The 18070-nt window shown below is 74.0% G+C and carries 10 protein-coding genes; 8 read left to right on the top strand and 2 right to left on the bottom strand.

The window, feature by feature from the left end; all coding sequences use genetic code 11:
* Positions 1–57: 57 nt before the first annotated feature.
* From glf to K2F47_RS29625, 8 genes are all read left to right on the top strand, one after another.
* The gene (gene glf / locus K2F47_RS29660) at positions 58–1224 is read left to right on the top strand and encodes a UDP-galactopyranose mutase (RefSeq protein WP_242909046.1); all 1167 of its coding nucleotides are present in this window, start codon (positions 58–60) and stop codon (positions 1222–1224) included.
* Positions 1221–3242, top strand: coding sequence for a glycosyltransferase (locus tag K2F47_RS29655; protein WP_242909044.1), 2022 nt, complete (start codon positions 1221–1223; stop codon positions 3240–3242). Before glf ends, K2F47_RS29655 begins: the two co-directional genes overlap by 4 nt.
* The gene (locus K2F47_RS29650; RefSeq protein WP_242909042.1) at positions 3239–4108 is read left to right on the top strand and encodes an ABC transporter permease; all 870 of its coding nucleotides are present in this window, start codon (positions 3239–3241) and stop codon (positions 4106–4108) included. Before K2F47_RS29655 ends, K2F47_RS29650 begins: the two co-directional genes overlap by 4 nt.
* A gap of 2 nt (positions 4109–4110) precedes the next feature.
* Positions 4111–4872, top strand: a complete 762-nt coding sequence (locus K2F47_RS29645) for an ABC transporter ATP-binding protein (RefSeq protein WP_242909040.1) — start codon at positions 4111–4113, stop codon at positions 4870–4872.
* Between the two features lie 118 nt (positions 4873–4990).
* On the top strand, positions 4991–7678 hold the full coding sequence (locus K2F47_RS29640; RefSeq protein WP_242909038.1) for an HAD family hydrolase: 2688 nt from the start codon (positions 4991–4993) through the stop codon (positions 7676–7678).
* Positions 7668–9527 (top strand): class I SAM-dependent methyltransferase, encoded by a 1860-nt coding sequence (locus K2F47_RS29635; protein WP_242909036.1) that lies wholly within the window; start codon positions 7668–7670, stop codon positions 9525–9527. Before K2F47_RS29640 ends, K2F47_RS29635 begins: the two co-directional genes overlap by 11 nt.
* Positions 9528–9820: 293 nt before the next feature.
* The gene (locus K2F47_RS29630) at positions 9821–11890 is read left to right on the top strand and encodes a coiled-coil domain-containing protein (protein WP_242909705.1); all 2070 of its coding nucleotides are present in this window, start codon (positions 9821–9823) and stop codon (positions 11888–11890) included.
* A gap of 196 nt (positions 11891–12086) precedes the next feature.
* A complete protein-coding gene (locus tag K2F47_RS29625; protein ID WP_242909034.1) occupies positions 12087–15110 on the top strand; it encodes an ATP-binding protein in 3024 nt (1007 codons plus the stop codon).
* Between the two features lie 4 nt (positions 15111–15114).
* Here the strand turns inward: K2F47_RS29625 and K2F47_RS29620 are convergent, their stop codons facing one another.
* Both K2F47_RS29620 and K2F47_RS29615 read right to left on the bottom strand, forming a co-directional pair.
* On the bottom strand, positions 15115–16191 hold the full coding sequence (locus tag K2F47_RS29620) for a flagellar basal body-associated FliL family protein (RefSeq protein ID WP_242909032.1): 1077 nt from the start codon (positions 16189–16191) through the stop codon (positions 15115–15117).
* Between the two features lie 140 nt (positions 16192–16331).
* Positions 16332–17723: a hypothetical protein gene (locus K2F47_RS29615; protein WP_242909030.1), complete on the bottom strand. Its 1392-nt coding sequence runs from the start codon at positions 17721–17723 to the stop codon at positions 16332–16334.
* Positions 17724–18070 lie beyond the last annotated feature (347 nt).

The raw sequence follows: 18070 nt of genomic DNA, 5'->3' as shown, positions 1-18070 counted from the left end.
ACCGCCGTTCGCGCCGCCGGGTCTACCGCTCCCCCCGCAAGGGATGGACGCCGTCCAGTGAATGTCGATCTCGTGGTGGCCGGTTCCGGGTTCTTCGGGCTCACGGTCGCCGAACGGTGCGCCGCCGACCTCGGCCTGCGCGTGCTGGTGCTCGAACGGCGCGGGCACATCGGCGGGAACGCCTACAGCGAGCCCGACCCGGAGACGGGCATCGAGGTCCACCGCTACGGGGCGCACCTGTTCCACACCTCCAACCGGCGCGTGTGGGAGTACGCGAACCGGTTCACGACGTTCACCGGCTACCGGCACCGGGTGTTCTCCACGTTCAAGGGCCGCGTGTACTCGATGCCGATCAACCTCGGCACGATCTGCGCCTACTTCGGCCGCGTGTTCACCCCGGACGAGGCGCGCGCGCTGGTCGCCGCGCAGGCGGCGGAGGTGTCCGAGCCGTCCAACCTGGAGGAGAAGGCGATCTCGCTGGTCGGACGCCCGCTCTACGAGGCGTTCATCCGCGGCTACACGGCGAAGCAGTGGCAGACCGACCCGCGCGAGCTGCCCGCCGAGATCATCACGCGGCTGCCCGTCCGGTACACCTTCGACGACCGGTACTTCAACGACACCTACGAGGGGCTCCCCACCGGCGGTTACACCGCCTGGCTGGAGCGGATGGCCGACCATCCACGGATCGAGGTGCGGCTGGACACCGACTTCCTCGACGTCCGCGACGACGCGGCCGGGAATGTGCCCGTCGTCTACACCGGCCCGCTCGACCGCTACTTCGGCTACGCCGAGGGCGACCTCGGCTGGCGGACGCTCGACTTCGAGACCGAGGTCAGGCCGACCGGCGACTTCCAGGGCACGCCCGTCATGAACTACGCCGACGAGGACGTCCCCTACACGCGCGTCCACGAGTTCCGGCACTTCCACCCCGAGCGCGACTACCCGTCCGACAAGACCGTGATCATGCGGGAGTACTCGCGGGCCGCCGCGCGCGGCGACGAGCCGTACTACCCCGTCAACACCGCCGAGGACCGCGCCCGGCTGCTGGCCTACCGCGAGCTGGCGAAGGGCGAGCGGGGCGTGCTGTTCGGCGGCAGGCTCGGCACCTACAAGTACCTCGACATGCACATGGCGATCGCCGGAGCGCTCAGCATGGTCGACAACAAGCTGCGTCCCCACTTCACCGGGGCCGCGCGCCTGACCACCGGAGGTGTGGACGAGTGACCGAGGGCACGACCGCGCACAGCACGACCACGCACAGCACGACCGAGCTGCGCGTGCTGCAACGCGTGGTGATCCCGGTCGACCGCGATCTCGACGTGCTCAAGCTGTACGTCGAGGGCGAGATCGGACGCGGCGCCGACGCGCTCGCGGCCGAGGCCGCCGCCGAGGACGGCGCCGCGTCCGCCGACGCCGTCGGGCGCCGCAGCGTCGTCGTCCCGGTCGGCGGGCGGGTCTCGTTCGCGACCTACTTCAACGCGTTCCCCGCGAGCTACTGGCGGCGCTGGACGTCGGTGGACGAGGTCGTGCTGCGGGTCCGGATGCGCGGCCAGGCCAACGTGATCGTCTACCGGTCGAGCGCGAAGGGGCACGTGCAGCGCGTCGCGTCCGTCCGGTTCGACTCGCGGGCGGCGCGCGAGGAGACGTTCCGGCTGACGCTCGACCCGTTCATCGACGGCGGCTGGTACTGGATGGACGTCCTCGCGGGCGAGGGCGAGGCCGTGCTGGAGCGCGCGGACTGGTGCGCCGAGGCGGGCGGCGTCCGCCAGGGCCGGGTCAGCCTCGGCATCACCACCTACAACCGTCCCGACTTCTGCGTCGCCCAGCTCGCCGCGCTCGGCGCCGCCCCCGAGGTCCTGGACGCCGTGGACGAGATCTTCGTCGTCGACCAGGGCACCCGGCTCGTCCGCGACGACGCGGGCTTCCCGGCCGCCGCCGACGCTCTCGGCTCGAAGCTCCGCCTGATCCGGCAACCGAACCTCGGCGGGTCGGGCGGCTTCTCCCGCGCGATGGACGAGACGCTCCGGGCCGGGACCAGCGACTACGTCCTGCTGCTGGACGACGACGTCGTCACCGAGACCGAGGGCGTGCTGCGCGCGGTCGCGTTCGCCGACTTCGCCCGCACCCCGACGATCGTCGGCGGGCACATGTTCAACCTGTTCGCCCGCTCGCAGCTGCACGCCTACGGCGAGACGATCGGGCGGTACCGCTGGTGGTGGGAGGAGGCCCCGCACACCAAGCGCGAGCACGACTTCGCCGTCGAACCCGACACGAACCCGAACCCCCGGCTGCGCAAGAGCTCGGGCGGGCTGCGCGAGACCAAGTGGCTGCACCGGCGCGTGGACGTCGACTACAACGGCTGGTGGATGTGCCTCATCCCCGTCGACGTCCTGCGCAAGGTCGGGCTGTCGATGCCGATGTTCATCAAGTGGGACGACGCGGAGTACTGCGTCCGGGCGGGCGCGGCGGGCTTCCCGACCGTGACGCTGCCGGGCATGGCCGCCTGGCACGTCCCCTGGCAGGACAAGGACGACGGCATCGACTGGCAGGCCTACTTCCACGAGCGCAACCGCCTGGTGACCGCGCTCGCGCACTCGCCCTACGAGCGCGGCGGGAACCTGCTCAAGGAGAGCTTCATCATTTCGGTGAAGCACGCCCTCGCCATGCAGTACTCCACCGCCGAGCTGATGCTGTCGGCGATCGAGGACGTGCTGAGCGGGCCCGAGCACATGCACGCGGGCATCACCGGGAAGCTGGCGGAGATCACCGCGTTCCGGGCGGAGTTCCCCGACGCGCACAGCCGTCCGAGCCACGAGGAGTTCCCGCGCGTGCGGCGCGTCAAGCCGCCCAAGCGCGGGCGCGGGTTCAAGCCGCCGCGCGGCAAGGTGAACGTGCTGGCGAGCGCGATGCTCGGCACGCTGAAGCAGCTGCGGCCGCTGGACCCGGCCGGGCGGACGCACCCGCAGGTCGTCGTCCCGCACATCGACCGGCACTGGAGCCTGCTCGCGCAGGTCGACAGCGCACTGGTCTCCTCGGCGGACGGCACGAAGGTCGCCTGGTACCAGCGCGACCCGGACCGGTTCCGCCGGCTGCTCACCCGGTCGTCGCTGCTGCACGCCCGGCTGAGCCGCGAGTGGCCCGAGCTGAGCCGCCGCTACCGGGACGCCGTGGACGAGCTGACCTCGCCCGAGGCGTGGCGCGCCACCTTCGCGGCCGCCACCGACGAGTCCGGCGGGAAATGACGGCGACGGCGTTCCAGGACGATCCGCCGCTGCGTCCCCCCGGCGAGGACGGCGGCCTGCGGCAGACGTTCCGGAACAGGTACCTGCTGCGGCTGCTCGTCCGCCGCGAGCTGCGGGCCCGCTACAAGGGGTCGCTGCTCGGCCTCGGCTGGTCCTACGTGCGGCCCGCCGTGACGTTCTCGGTCTACTTCTACGTCGTCGGGGTCTTCCTCGGCATGGGCAAGCAGATCGACGACTTCCCGGTCTACCTGTTCTCGGGCATGGTGCTGGTCAACCTGTTCACCGAGACGCTGCACTCGACGACCCGGTCGGTGACGGGCAACGCGCCGCTGGTCAACAAGGTGTTCCTGCCCCGCGAGCTGTTCCCGACCGCGTCCGCGCTGGTGTCGCTGGTGCACTTCCTGCCCGGCATGATGATCCTGCTCGGCGGCGCGGTCGCGTCCGGCTGGCGCCCCTCGCCCGCCGCGCTCGCCGCCGCCGTGCTCGGCTTCTCGATCATCGTGGTCCTCGGGCTCGGCCTCGGGCTGGCGTGCGCGGCCGTCAACGTGTTCTTCCGCGACCTGGAGCAGGTCGTCGACATCTCGGTCATCGTCATCACCTGGTCGGTGCCGATGATCTACCCGTGGACGCACGTCCGGGAGCACGCGCCCGGCTGGGTCCTGGCCGTGTACCTCGCCAACCCGCTGGTCAGCGCCGTGTCGCTGTTCCAGCGCGCGTTCTGGCTGCCCGGGACCGGCGACGACTTCGCCCTCCCGCCGGACCTGTACGCGCGCGCCGCGCTGTCGCTCGGCGTGAGCCTGCTGGTGTTCCTCGCCGGGCACGCGGCGTTCGCCCGCATGCAGAAGCGATTCGCGCAGGAGCTGTAGCCGTGACCCCCTCGATCGTCATCGACGACGTCACCAAGCACTTCACGCTGCGGCACGCCCGCTCGATCAAGGAGATGAGCGTCCGCGCGCTGCGCGGCGAGCGGCTGTCGGACCGGTTCCGGGCGCTGGACGGGGTGAGCCTGACCATCGACCGGGGCGAGACCGTCGCGCTGATGGGGCTGAACGGCTCGGGCAAGAGCACCCTGCTCAAGCTGATCTCCGGGGTCATGCGGCCGGACGCGGGCCGGGTGCTCGTCCGGGGCCGCATCGCCGGGCTCATCGACGTCGGCGCCGGGCTGCACCCCGAGCTGACCGGGCGCGAGAACGTCCACCTCAACGGCGCGATCCTCGGCATGACCAGGCCGGAGATCGAGCGCAAGTTCGACGCGATCGTCGAGTTCTCCGGCATCGGGCGGTTCCTCGACGACCAGGTGAAGTTCTACTCGTCCGGCATGTTCATGCGGCTGGCGTTCTCGATCGCCGCGCACACCGAGCCGGACGTCTTCCTGATCGACGAGGTGCTGGCCGTCGGCGACCCGCCGTTCCGCGAGCGGTGCCTGGAGCGGATCCGCGAGCTGCGCGGGCAGGGCCGCACGATGGTCATCGTCGCCCACGACATCCAGATGCTCATCGGACTGTGCGACCGGGGGATCACGATGCGGCAGGGCCGGGTCGCCTTCGACGGCCCGACCGCCGAGGCGGGCGCGCTCGTCCGCGCCGACCGCCAGGCCCGCCGCGCCGCCGCCGCGATGCCCGAGGGATGAAGCTCTCATATCCGAAATTGACTTAGATAAGGTGTCTCGGGCCGTGGCGGGCAACGGCCCAGAGCAAGGCAGACCCCGCTCCCAGTCCACGCCCGGGGTTCGGAAGAGAGGTGCGGCGTTGACCAAGCAGGAGAACGCGGTCCCGCTGCTCGACAACGTCCATCGCGTCATCGCCGACCGGGCGTGCGCCGTCCTGTCGCTGGACGTCTTCGACACGATCCTGTGGCGCCGCGTCCCGCGCCCGGCGGACGTGTTCGCGCTGCTCGGCGCCAGGTTGCGCGCCGAGGGGGCGGCCCCGGCCTGGATGAGCGACGCGACGTTCCGGCGGATGCGGATCGGCGCCGAGCAGACCGCCCGGCGCAGCCGCGACGGCCTCGGCTCCGAGGTCTCGCTGGCCGACATCTGGCGGGCCATGCCGCTCGACAAGCCCGGCGCCCCCTTCGGCGACACGCCGCTGGAGCGGCTCGTCGCCGCCGAGGTCGCGCTCGAACGCGAGCTGACCGTCGTCGACCTCGACATCGCCGAGGTCGTCAGGGCGGCGCGCAAGCAGGACATCGAGGTCGTGCTCGTGTCCGACACCTACTTCACCGAGGACCAGCTCTCCCACCTGCTCGACCGTCCCGAGCTGGGGCCGATGCAGGACGTGCGGGTCTTCCGCTCCAACCAGCACGGCACCGCCAAGGCGACCGGGCTGTGGGACATCGTCCTGCGCGACCTCGGCCGGGCGCCCGAGCAGATCGTGCACATCGGCGACCACCCGATCGCCGACGACGAGGTCCCGGCGGGCCTCGGCGTCCGCACCGTGCACTACCGCAGGCTCGACGACCCCTACCGGGACGTGCTGCGCCGCGAGCGCGAGCCCGTCGAACGGCACGGCGACCACGCTCCCGACCTGGACGAGCGGCACGGCGACTTCGGGCTGACGAGCCTGCGCGCCAAGGCCGTCCACTCCGGCGTCCCGTACTCGACCTCGGCGCTGGACGTCGCGTGGCGGTTCGGCGCGGGCGTGCTCGGCCCGGTGCTGACCGGGTTCGCGGAGTGGGCCGCGCGGCGCGCGCACGACACCGGCACCCGCGTGCTGTGGTGCACGATGCGCGAGGGCGAGCTGCTCTCCCGGCTGATCAACAACGCCGCGAAGGCGCGCGGCCTGGACGTCGAGGCCAGGCCGGTGTGGCTGTCGCGGTTCGTGACCTCGCTCGCCGGGCTCGACGCGCACGACACCGAGGCCGTGCACGCGTTCATCCGCACCGGCTACCGGCTGACCGTCCGGCAGGCGCTGTCGGTGCTGGAGCTCCAGCCCGGCGACGTGCCCGGACTCGCGACCGAGCTGGACACCGTCATCGACAACGGCGACGTCGCCGACCGCGTCGCCCGCGCGCTGACCGAGACCCCGCATCTGTGCAACCGGCTCGCGGTGACGGTCACCGCCGCGCGCGAGCGGCTGATCCGCTCGCTGCGCGAGGCGGGCGCGCTCGACGGGGCCGACCTGACGCTGGTCGACCTCGGCTGGGGCGGGACGATCCAGCGCCAGCTCGCCCGCGCGCTCGACATCGCCCGGATCGACATCGCGCCCGCCGGGCTCTACCTCGCCACCGACGCCCGCGCCGAGCGCGTGTACCTGGCCGGGCTGCGCGCCGAGGGCTACCTCGCGCAGGCCGGGCATCCCGCGCACGTCGCCGCGACCGTGACCCGCAGCCCCGAGATCGTCGAGCAGTGCGTCAACGCGCTGTGCGGGTCGCTGATCGGGTTCACCGAGGACGCCGCGCCGATCCTCGGCACCGCCGCGGACTCCCCGTCGCAGAACGCCGAGCGCCGTACCGTCCAGGACGGGGTGCTCGCCTTCCAGCGGCTCTGGAACCGGTACGTGACCGCCGCCGCGAACGCGGGCGAGGCGGAGTGGCCGGACCTCGCCGCGCCGCAGGCCGCGCGGAACCGGCTGGCGCGGATTCTCGTCGCGGCGCTGGAGTCGCCGACCGCCGACGAGGCCGCCGTGTTCGGCAACTGGGTGCACGAGGACAACTTCGGCTCCGCGACCGTCACGACGCTGCTGCCGCGCGACCTCAAGCCCGCGATCCCGTACCTGTCCCCGGGCGACCTCGGCGACCTGGACATGCGCGACTCGTTCTGGCCCGCGCTGATCTCCGCGTCCGACACCGGGCTCGGCGCGATGGCGCGGGCCGTCGCCGAGGGCGCGATCGACCGCGAGGCGTTCGACCCGGCGGGCGAGCCCCACGACAGCAGGCTCCGCTACCGGACCGCCGACGACCAGTGGCACGAGCCGATCCGGCGGCGCGTCCGGATCAACCACAACGGGCTGTCGTTCGCGCGGTTCCGCTTCGAGCACCACGACACCGTCGACATCTCGATCGCGATCCCGGGGCGCCCCGCGATCGTCCGGGTCGACTGGATCGAGGCGGAGGTCGTCGCGGGCGGCCGCCGGCACGGCGAGGTGCTGCGCTGGGACCGGCCCGAGGACTTCGTCGGCCTGCACTACGCCGACTGCCGCTACCTCGGCGGCAACCTGATGGAGTTCGACACCCCCTGGGCGGCGGTGTGGCTGCCGCTCGCCCGCCGCGCCGGGACGCGGGTCGTCTCCTCCGCGCAGGTCACGGTCGCGTTCGCGATGCTGCCGCAGTCGATGACGGGGCTGGCGCCGCGGATGCCGGTGGACCGGCGGGCCGAGCGGTCGGCGCGCGCCGCCCGGCTCACCGAGCGGCTGCGCGAGGAGTACCGCGCGGCGGGGGTCAGGGGCGTCGCGGCGGGCGCCCAACGAGTGGCCAGGAGGAAGCTCGGCGATGGCACATGACGACTTGGCGGCGGGCGTGAGCGGGACGCGGGACGACCCGCACGCGCAGGCCCGCGCGGCCCGCGGGCTGCCCCTGCTCGTCCACTCGATGTCGGTGTTCCGGGAGCTGTTCGAGGCGATCGCGCGGTGCCGGAAGATCGGCACGGTCGTCGAGGTGGGCGTGGAGTCCGGGCAGGTCAGCTCCCTGTACGCCGACCTCGGCGCCGACGTCCACTGCGTCGAGCCGAGCCCGGACGCGCAGATGCGCGCCGTCCTGTCGGCCGACCCCCGGCTGCACCTCGTCGAGGGCGCGTCCCCGGCGGCGCTGGCCGAGGTGCCCGCCGCCGACCTGTACGTGCTGGACGGCGACCACAACTACGCGGTCGTCCGCGCCGAGCTGGCCTGGATCATGGCGAACGCCCCGGACGCGGTCGTCGTCCTGCACGACGTGCTGTGGCCGAGCGGGCGCCGCGACACCTACTACCAGCCGTCCCCGGTGCCGCCCGGCGACGTCCACCCCGACAGCCCCGACGGCCCCACCGTCTGGCACGACGACCTCACGCCCGCCGGGTTCGTCGGCGGCGGCGCGTACACGGTCGCGCGGCACGCGGGCGGCGAGCGCAACGGCGTCCTCACCGCCGTCGAGGACGCCGTGGCCGAGGCCGGGGGCTGGCGGTTCGCGGTCGTCCCGGCCGTGTTCGGGTTCGGCGTCCTCGTCCGGGACGGCGCGCCCGGCGCCGCGGAGATCTTCGAGGAGCTGCGGCCCTACACGTCCTCGGGCCTGCTCTCGACGCTGGAGAACAACCGGATCGCGCTGTACACGCGCGTCCTCCAGTTGCAGTACGAGGCGGAGGCGCGCGCCGAGGACGCGAACCGGCTCGCGGAGACCATCACCGCGCAGCGGCAGGAGATCGAGCGGCTGCGCGCCGGGGACCGCGAGACGGCCGAGGCCCACGACGAACCGGCGGGGAGGTCGGCGGTGAGCGGATTCATCGAGAGCGTCGCCATGCACGACGAGCGGTGGGGCACCTTCCTCGCCCCCGACGAGAGCCTCGCCGACACAGCCGACCTGCACGACCTGCTCGGCATCCCGATCCTCAGCGGCCACCACGCCGACCTCGGCGCCTTCGCCGGGCGCAACGCCGTGTTCGACCGCATCGCCGCCCGCGCCGCCGGCGTGGACCTCGCCTACGAGGACCAGTGCAGCGCCCAGCACTACTTCGACGTGTTCGGCTGCGTCGAGCGCGAGCACCGCTCGATCACCCGGCTCGTGGACGTCGGCGTGTTCATGGGCGGGTCGGCGGCCGTCCTCGCGGGCTGCGTCGAGCCGATGGGCCTGGAGCTCGACCTCGTCGACGTCAACCCGAACTTCCTCCAGTTCGCCCACGAGCGGGTGCGGCGCATCTTCCCCGGCGCGATGCCGCGCGTCCGCATGTTCCTCGGCGACCTGCCCACCTACGTGCGGAACGTCCTGCTCGCCGAGGAGGGGACGCGCGCGCTCGTCCACCACGACGGCGCCCACGACTTCAACCAGGTCGTCAAGGACCTCAGCGCCCTGTACTTCGCCCGCGACCGGGTGCACGGCGTCGCGGTCCAGGACACCCACCTGCGCGGCGTCATCGAGCACTACAACTTCGTCGACGCCGCCGTCTACGCGATGTTCGGCGTGGACGTGAAGTACCACCCGCTCGGCGCCCGCTACCCGGCCGACTCCCCGGTGACGCACCCGAACCAGTGGAACGGCAACTACTTCCTCGCCGACACCCCGGAGGGCATGTACGTCCCCTTCGACGGGGCGGACTGGAAGTACCCGCACCCGACGATGGAGCTGGACGCGTTCATGCCGGTGAAGGCGCCCCCGGCGGGCTGAACCGCCCTTGTGGGGTGCCCGTCGGGTGCGGGTGGGGCTCGCCGCACCGGTCCATGCCAGTTCCTGGTGGCCGGATCCGGCCATCCTCCGGACCGGGCGCGCCCGATGTTTCCCGCAGGTCGACCTGGTGACCGAATTGAAAGGCCAAGTCGGTCATCTTGGCTCCTGTTCCGCGAACGACACGCGGAAACCCGGCAAGCTCTTTACTGTGTGTGGTGTAAGAAACCAACCCGACAACCCCCAGGTGTTCCTCCTCGTCCCGCAACTCCCAGGGGTCTCTCGACGTGACTGACATGGCGAGCGGGTCCGCGATGGCGCGGCTCACCCAGGCCGACCGCGTCCATGTGGGCTGGCGCTATGCGCAGGCGCACCCGGACCCCGGGCCGCCGCCGGGCCTGCCCGAGCGCCCTCCGACCGGTCCGGCGCCCTCGCCCGCCCGGCGTCCGGCCGAGCACATGGCCGCCCGCCCGCTGCGAACGGCCGCCGGCGGCGCGGTCGCCGGGGCCGTGCTGTTCCTCGCCTGCGGGATCGCGGGCGTCCTGCCGTGGCCCTTCGCCGCCGTCGCGCTGCTGGCCTGCGCGGTCGTCCTCGGCATCACCGGCGGCGCGCTCTGGCGGGACGAGCAGGTCGTGCGCGAGCGCATCGCCGCTGAGCGGGAACGCGACGAGCGCGAACGCGCCGCCCGCGACCGCGAGCGCGCCGAGGCCGAGCGCGCCTACGGCGAGGCCAAGACCGAGTGGGAGCGCCGCCACGCCGCCTACGAGAGCCAGCGCGAGTGGTACCCCGTCGCCGTCCCGCCCGGGGTCGACCGGGTGGACGTCGTCGGCGGGACGCTCGCCGGGTGGTCCGCCGCCGTCACGACCATGGGCGCCGCGCGGCTGGCCGTCGGCGCCCGGCTCACCGTCATCGACCTGTCCGAGGGCGCGGTCGCGCACGATTTGCTGCGCCTCGCCGCCGACCGGGGCGACGACCCGCTCGTCTGGGTGCTGCCCGCCGACCTGCCCCGGCTGGACGTCACGCGCGGCCTGCGCCCCGAGGCGCTCGCCGACGTCCTGTCGCTGGTGGTCTCGGCGGGCGAGGAGCAGGACGGCACCCGCGACCTGTCGTTCGACAACTCCATCCTGGAACGGCTCATCGACGTGCTCGGCCCGGACGCGACGATCCCGCGCATCACCGCCGCGCTGCGCGTCCTCGCCCAGGTCGGCGACCCCCGCGACGACCTGCGCCGGGGCCTGCTGACCGACGAGCAGCTCGAACGCATCGCCACGCTGTTCGGCCGCGACGCCACCGACCGCATCGTGATCCGCCGCGCCTGGGCGCTGGAGGCGCAGCTGCGCAAGCTGGAGCGGCTCGCCGCCGAGCAGGTCGCGCTGCCGCCGTCCCGGCTGCACGTCGTGTCCATGGACCGGCGCGCCGGGGTCCTCACCAACCGGATCCTCGGCACCTACGTGACGACCGCGCTGACGCACCGCGTCCGCGAGGCGCCGCCCGGCGGCCGCTGGGACCACACGCTGTTCCTGTGCGGGGCCGAGAAGCTGCGCGGCGACGTGCTGGACCGGCTCATCGACGCCTGCGAGGCCACCGGCACCGGGCTCGTGCTGATGTACCGCTCGATCCCGCCGCACGTCCGCGAGCGGCTCGGGCGGCGCGGCCACGCCGCCGTCGGGTTCATGCGGCTCGGCAACCCCGAGGACGCCCGCGTCGCCGCCGAGCACATCGGCGCCGACCAGCCGCTGCTCGTCGCCGAGATCACCGACTCCGCCGGGGAGACGCTGCTGCACTTCGCGGGCGAGAGCTACGCCAGCACGGTCGCCTACGCGCGCCCGCGCGGCGACGGCCTCACCGACCCCGCCTGGTCGCCGCTGCCCGCCCCCGCCGCCGACGACACCGCGCTCGTCGAGGGCATCAGCTCCGCCACGGCCTGGGCCCGGACCGTCACCCCGCCCCGCGCCGACAAGCAGGGCTTCCGGGAACTGCTCGCCGAGCCGCCGCAGCTCCAGGAGCTGCCGCCGACCGCGATGGTGTTCACCCACGCGGGGGCCACCGGCCGCCGCATCATGCTCGTGGACGCCAACCCCGGCATCATCACGCTCCCCACCGCGCACTCGATGGAGTTCGAGGAGTACGTCCGCGAGTTGCGCACCCAGTCCCAGGCCCAGGCCGCGCCCGCGCCCGCGCCGGAGGTCGCCGAGGCGGAACCGCCTGAGGAAGGCGCGGCGGAGCGGGCGCCCGCGTCGCCGTCCCGGCCCGGCTCGGCGCCGCGTCCGCGCCACGCGCTGCCCCGGGGCGCGAACGGGCGCGGGGCCCGGATCGTCCCGCCGCGCAGGCCGGGCGGCCGCCACAAGGCCGACCCGCCGTCCTGACGACTCGCCGACCCATGGACCCACAGTCCCGACCGCGGCCGTCTGGCGCGTCGGGCGGACGGAGCGCAAGGATGCTGGGGTGATGTCAGGCATGCCGCCCAGGCGGGACAGGGAGATGCCGGGCGTACCCGGAAGGCCGGGCACGCCGCCGCGACCACCGGGCGCGCCGGGCATGCCGGGGACGCCGCCTCCCGGAATGTGGGGAACCGATCCCCGGCCGTCCACCGTGCGCGGTCCGGGGCCCGGACGCGCGGCGGCGCCGGAGCCGTTCGCGCTGCCCGGCCCCTGGTACCGCATCCAGGCGATCCCCGCGCCGGAGCGGCAGGCGTCCGCCGGGTCGGACTTCGTCAGCGTGCTCCCCGCCGCGCTGTCGGCGGCCATGCGCGGCACCCCGTTGGTCGTCGGCTGGCTGTCGGCGGGCGGCGGCGCGCCGCTGGAGCTGATCACCAACGCGGGCCCGATCGGCGCCGGGACCGCCGTCCCGGCCGAGGGCGGCGAGGCGCGCGGGCTGCTGTTCCCGAGCGGCGCCCGCGGCGTCCCCATCGGCGACGGCTGGCTGCGGCAGGCCGAGCGCATGGCCTGGACGCGCTGCCCCGGACGCCTCGCCCCGCAGGCGGGCGCCGCCCCCGCCGCCGCGCCGCTCGGCCCCGGCCTGTTCGAGTCGACGCTCGTCACGTTGATGGAGCGGCCGTTCGGCTGGTTCGTGGTCGCCGACCCCTGCGACGAGCGGCTGATCGACACCGAGATGCGCGAGCTGCACCACGAGCTGCGGATGCTGCGCCGCGGCGAGGACGAGCAGGCCAGGCTCGCCGTAGCCCGCGCCGACCAGCGACTCGCCGAGCTGGACGCGTTCCGCGAGGCCGGGCTGTGGCAGGTGCGGGTCGTCGCGGGCGCGGCCGACCAGGGCGAGCTGAGCCAGATCGCGCCGGTGCTCGTCGGGTCGATGGAGCTCGGCCACCACCCCTACCGGCTCCGGTCCGGGCACGGCAGCGGGCCGTTCGGCGAGACGCTGCGCCCCGCCGCCGACGCCGCCCCGGCGCGTCCGATGGCCGAGTCCGAGCAGCGGTTCCCGTTCGTCGCGACCGCCGGGGCGCTCGCCGCGCTCGCGGGCCTGCCGCGCCGCGAGGTGCCGGGGCTGCGCGTCCTGGACGCCGGGTACTTCGACGTCACCTCCGAGACCGACGACCACGCCGCGCGGGCCCCGCAGCCCGAGGCGCGGATCGAGCTGGGCGCCATCCTGGACGGCCAGGACCGGCACGTCGGGCGGCTCACGGTCCCGAGGTCCACGATCAACCGGCACGTGTTCGTGACGGGCGCGACCGGCGCGGGCAAGTCGCAGACCGTCCGGCACCTGCTGGAGCAGCTCACCCGCGCGGGCATCCCGTGGCTCGCGATCGAGCCCGCGAAGTCGGAGTACGCGGCGATGGCCGGGCGCATCGAGGACCTCGGCGGGCAGGTCACGGTCGTCAACCCGTCCGACCCGGGCTCGGTGCCGCTGTCGGTCAACCCGCTCGCGCCCGAGCCCGGCTACCCGGTGCAGGCGCACATCGACATGGTCCGCGCGCTGTTCCAGGCCGCCTTCGACGCCGAGGAGCCGTTCCCGCAGATCATGGCGCAGGCCCTCCAGCGCGTCTACGAGACCAACGGCTGGGACGTCGTGACCGGCGCGGGCGTCCCCGGCTCGCTGATCGAGCCCGCCGTCCCGACGCTGGAGCAGCTCCAGAACGCCGCGCTCCAGGTCATCTCCGACGTCGGCTACGGGCGGGAGCTGATGGCCGACGTCCAGGGCTTCGTGGACGTGCGGCTCCGCTCGCTGCGCATCGGCTCGGCCGGGCGGTTCTTCGAGGGCGGCCACCCCGCCGACGTCGGCGGCATGCTCCGCGACAACATCGTCCTCGCCATCGAGGACGTCGCCAACGACGAGGACAAGGCGTTCCTCATGGGCACGCTCATCATCCGCATCGTCGAGCACCTGCGGATGCGCGAGCGCCGCCGCGACCGCACCGGTTCCGCGGGGCCGGCGCTGCGGCACGTCATCGTGATCGAGGAGGCGCACCGGCTGCTGCGCAACCGCGGCCCCGAGCGCACCAGCTCGCACGCCGTGGAGCTGTTCGCCGGGATGCTCGCCGAGATCCGCGCGTACGGCGAGGGCATCATCGTCGCCGAGCAGATCCCGACCAAGCTCGTCCCCGACGTCATCAAGAACACGGCGCTGAAGGTCGTGCACCGGCTGCCCGCCCACGACGACCGGCACCAGGTCGGCGCCGCGATGAACCTCGACGCGGACCAGTCCCGCGAGGTCGTGTCGCTGCGTCCGGGCGTCGCCGCCGTGTTCGCCGACGGCATGGACCGGCCGCTGCGCGTCCGCGTCCCGCTCGGCGAGGGACGCGAGGCCGAGCTGCCGGGCCCGCCGCCCCCGGTCGACGGCCGCCGCTCAGCGGCCTGTGGCTGCGAGTGCCGCTCCGGACGCGCCTGCACCCTCTACGAGCTGCGCGAGGCCGACCTCGTCGCGGGCCACCCCGACCGGGGCTGGCTGCGGCTGTGGGCCGACACGCTCGTGCTCGCGCACGTGGTGAACCGGCCGCTGCCCGCCGTCCCGCCCGACCTGCTGCGCGGCTGGTCGCGGCTGCGGCCGAGGCTGCGCGAGTGCGCGCTCGCGACCGTCCTCGAACAGGCCGTGTCGCGCCGCTCCCGCGCGCTCCGCACCGCCTACCCGCCGTCGGACCTCACCGGCCGGGTCGCGGACGTGGCGCAGCGCATCCTCGGCGGCGGCGCCACCGGCAGCGCGCCCGGCCCGGCGTTCGTCATCCCGCAGGTGCGGTGGCTGCACGAGCTCGACCGGCTCTTCCCGCAGGGGCAGGGCGTCCCCGACAAGCACGCGCCCGCCCCGCCGCTGGACTACCAGCTCCCCGGCCTCAAGCAGCCGCCGGACGCGCGGCTCGGCCACCGGCTGCGGGCGCTGCGCCGCCATCCGCTGTCGATGGAGCTGGAGCGCAACCGCCCGCTCGCCCTCACCGCCCTGTACGGCGACGACGACCACGCGGGCTTCTTCCGCGACCTGCCGGTCGTCGCGCTCGGCGTCGACGAGGACGAGCAGGTCGCGCACGTCGCCGAGACGATGCGCGTCGACTCCTGGCTGGAGCCCGTGCTGTGCTGGGCGGACCGCTTCATCGACCCCTTCGAGGACCCGTCGGCCGCCCTGCCCTTCCTCACCGAGTGAGGAGTCAGATCACCGATTCGCTGCGCGGGTCGAGGCCGACCTTCTCGGCATTCGGCGTCCAGAGCCGGATGAACTCGCTCTTGGCGTCGCTGGCCTCCTGGTTGATGCCCGCGACCTCGTCGTCGGACGGGCAGCCGGGGGCCGCGTCGAGGTAGCGCTGGTTGGACTCCACCGACGCCTCCAGCGCGCGGACCAGCGCCTCCTTCATCGCATCGCCCTCCAGCAGCGCGCCGACCTCCAGCGCCTTCGCCCTGCCGAGCTGCTCCTGCCGCTGGTCGCGGATGCGCTCCAGGCCCGTCGTGCCGCAGCCCGCCGCCACCACCGAGCCGAGGTCGGTGCGCGTGCCGGACATCTCCTTGAGCAGCCCGTCCACCGCTTTGGCCTGCGCGTCGAGGTCGCCCTCGGCCGCCGGGGGACTGGTCGAGGCGTCGGGCGTCTCGGGGGCCTCGGGGGTGACGCCGGGGCTCTGCTGCGCGCCCGCCTTCGCCGCCGGGGGCGACTCCGAGCCGTCCGGCCACAGGACGATCGCGAGCGCGATCCCCGCCAGCAGCACGATGCCCGCCGCGATCAGCAGGTAGGGCGCCTTGCTCTTCTTGGGCGGCTCCGGGGGACGCCAGATCTGCGGCTCCGCCCACGGCTCGGGCGACGCCCAGGGCTCGGGCGACAGCGGGATCGACGTCTCGCCGGACGGCGGCATGTGCAACGTGTGATCGGGCGGCCCGGGCGGGTTCGGCGGCCCGGCCGGACCGGGCGGGCCGGGCGGCCAGGGCGAGGGCCCCTGCGCCTGCTCGGCCCACGGCGGCGACGCCCACGGCGGCGGCATCGGATCGTCGTCGCGCGCGGTCGCGTCATGCGCGAACGGATTGCGGTGACGCGGCTCGAACAGGTTGCCGCCCGGCGCCGGATCGTCCGGCACGGGGTTGTTGGGCCCGGGGTTGTTGGGCCCGGGGTTGTTCGGCCCGGGGTTGTTCGGCGGAGGGTTGTTCGGCGGGGGGCCGCCGGGGGCCGTGCCGAAGACCGCCGTCTCGTCGTCGCCGGACGCTCCGTCCAGCGGGGCGTTGCATCGGGTGCACCGAGGCAACGCCGCCGTGGTGTCGCTACCACAGCCCGGACACCGCATACCGACCCCTTAGCCGTCAGGTTCGCCGGTGGCCAAGATAACGCGCCGTCCCCGGGCGTGGACGCCCCGGCGCCAGTCGCAACGCGGTCGTGATCGGCGGATCACACCCGCTGCCAGCTCCGCTGCGGCTGCCCGGTGGCCTTCGCGACCGGGTTCCACGCGACGACGAACTGCCGCTTGGCGAGCGTGGCGCGGCGCTCCCCGGCGGCGCGGCCGGGGACGTGCGCCGCGTCCGGACGCGGCTTGCCCTTGCACTTGGCCTGGTTCCGCTGCGCCCACTGGAGCAGCACCTGGTCGACCTGGAGGGAGGCCAGCAGCGCCTGGTTCAGCGAGCCGCGCAGCCGCTCGCCGTTCCGCAGCTTGTCGAGCTTGAGGTTCTTGGTGCGCCGCAGCTGGTTCTGGCGGCGCTGCGCGACGGTCTGGAAGCCCTGGATCGCCTGCGGCAGCTCCTTGCAGGTACCGGCCCGGCTGAGCGCCCCCGCGAGGACGCGGCGGGTGTCGACGCTGGCGTCCAGCACGGCGTTCATCGCCTCCGCCTGCTCCCGCGCCGCGCTCGGGATCTTGTTGGTCTGCGCGACCTTGCTGTTGGCCGGGGTCGGCGTGCCGCCCGCCGCGGGCCCGTTGTCGTCGCCCGACGGCCACATGACGAACGCGACGGCCCCGACCGCGACCGTGACCAGCGCGGAGACCACGACGACGAGCGGCTTGCTCGTCCCGCCCCTGGACCGCGTCGGGCCCTGCCCCGGGTAGCCCGCGTACGGGGGCTCGCCGGGCCCCATCGGACCGCCCGGACCCATCGGTCCGCCCTGGCCCATCGGCGGCGACCCCATCGGCGCGCCCATCGGGGCCGCGCCGGGGTTGAAGTCCAGGCGCGTCCCGTCGCCGAGGCCCATCTGCCCGGGGTGGCCCATCGGCGCGATCTGGGTGGCGCCGTTCGCGTCCATCATCGTCGGCTGCGGCTGGACGGGCGGCTGACCGGGCGGCTGAGCGCCCCACCCCTGGTCGGCCGGCCCGGGCTGCGGCGCGTACACCTGCGTCGCGTCCGCCTCCACCGGCTGGGGCTTGCGCGGCTGCGCGTACCACGACTCCGGGACGATCGACTGCGGCCCGGACGGCTCCGGGTCCGGCGCGGGCGTCTCGGTCCACTTGGGCGGCGGCGGGACGGTGTCGTAGGCGCCGCTGTCGGCGTCGGGGTCGAACGCCCACGGCGAGGTCGACTCGGAGTCGACGGGCTCCAGCGCCCCGGACCCCTGCCGCGCCTGCTGCGCGGGCGCAACCCCCGGTGTCTCCGGCGCCCACGTCGGCGCGGGCGGCGCGGGGGGTGCGGGCGGCGTCGGCGGCGGCACCATCAGCGTCTTGTCGCCCAGCGCGCCGGCGGTCGGCGCCGCCAGCGGAGCGGCCGGGCCGACCGAGTACACGTCGATCGGCGCCTCGCAGTTCGAACACTTGCCGAGCGTCCCGGGCGTGTTGGAACCGCACGTCGGACACTGCATCGCTCAGACCTCGCCTTGTCGCCGCTTCGTCCACGCTTGCGATCCCGGTCCGCCCTCGCGGCGGACAGCTTCCCCGCAAACCGCAGGGCTCCCGACAAAAGTAGTGGGTGACGTCGATCCAGGACGCGTGGATGGGAATCTGGCTCACCGCAGTCGGGGGTGGCACCGAATCACGACACCTCCCCGAAGGTCAAGATTGCCGAGAGTGGTTTACACGATCCGCTGTGATGCTCATCGCATTGCCGGGGTCCCGGCGCCCTCCATGGAGCGTCCGGCGTCGTGGCTCCGCGCGCGTGCGGACGGTCCAGCGGCTAGGCTCGGAGCGGTTTCCCCGGCGCATCCAGAGA

The organism is Actinomadura terrae (assembly GCF_022751215.1).
Taxonomy (GTDB): Bacteria; Actinomycetota; Actinomycetes; order Streptosporangiales; family Streptosporangiaceae; genus Spirillospora; species Spirillospora terrae.
The sequence above is the reverse complement of the archived record's forward strand: the minus strand, read 5'-3'. Positions and strand labels throughout refer to the sequence as shown.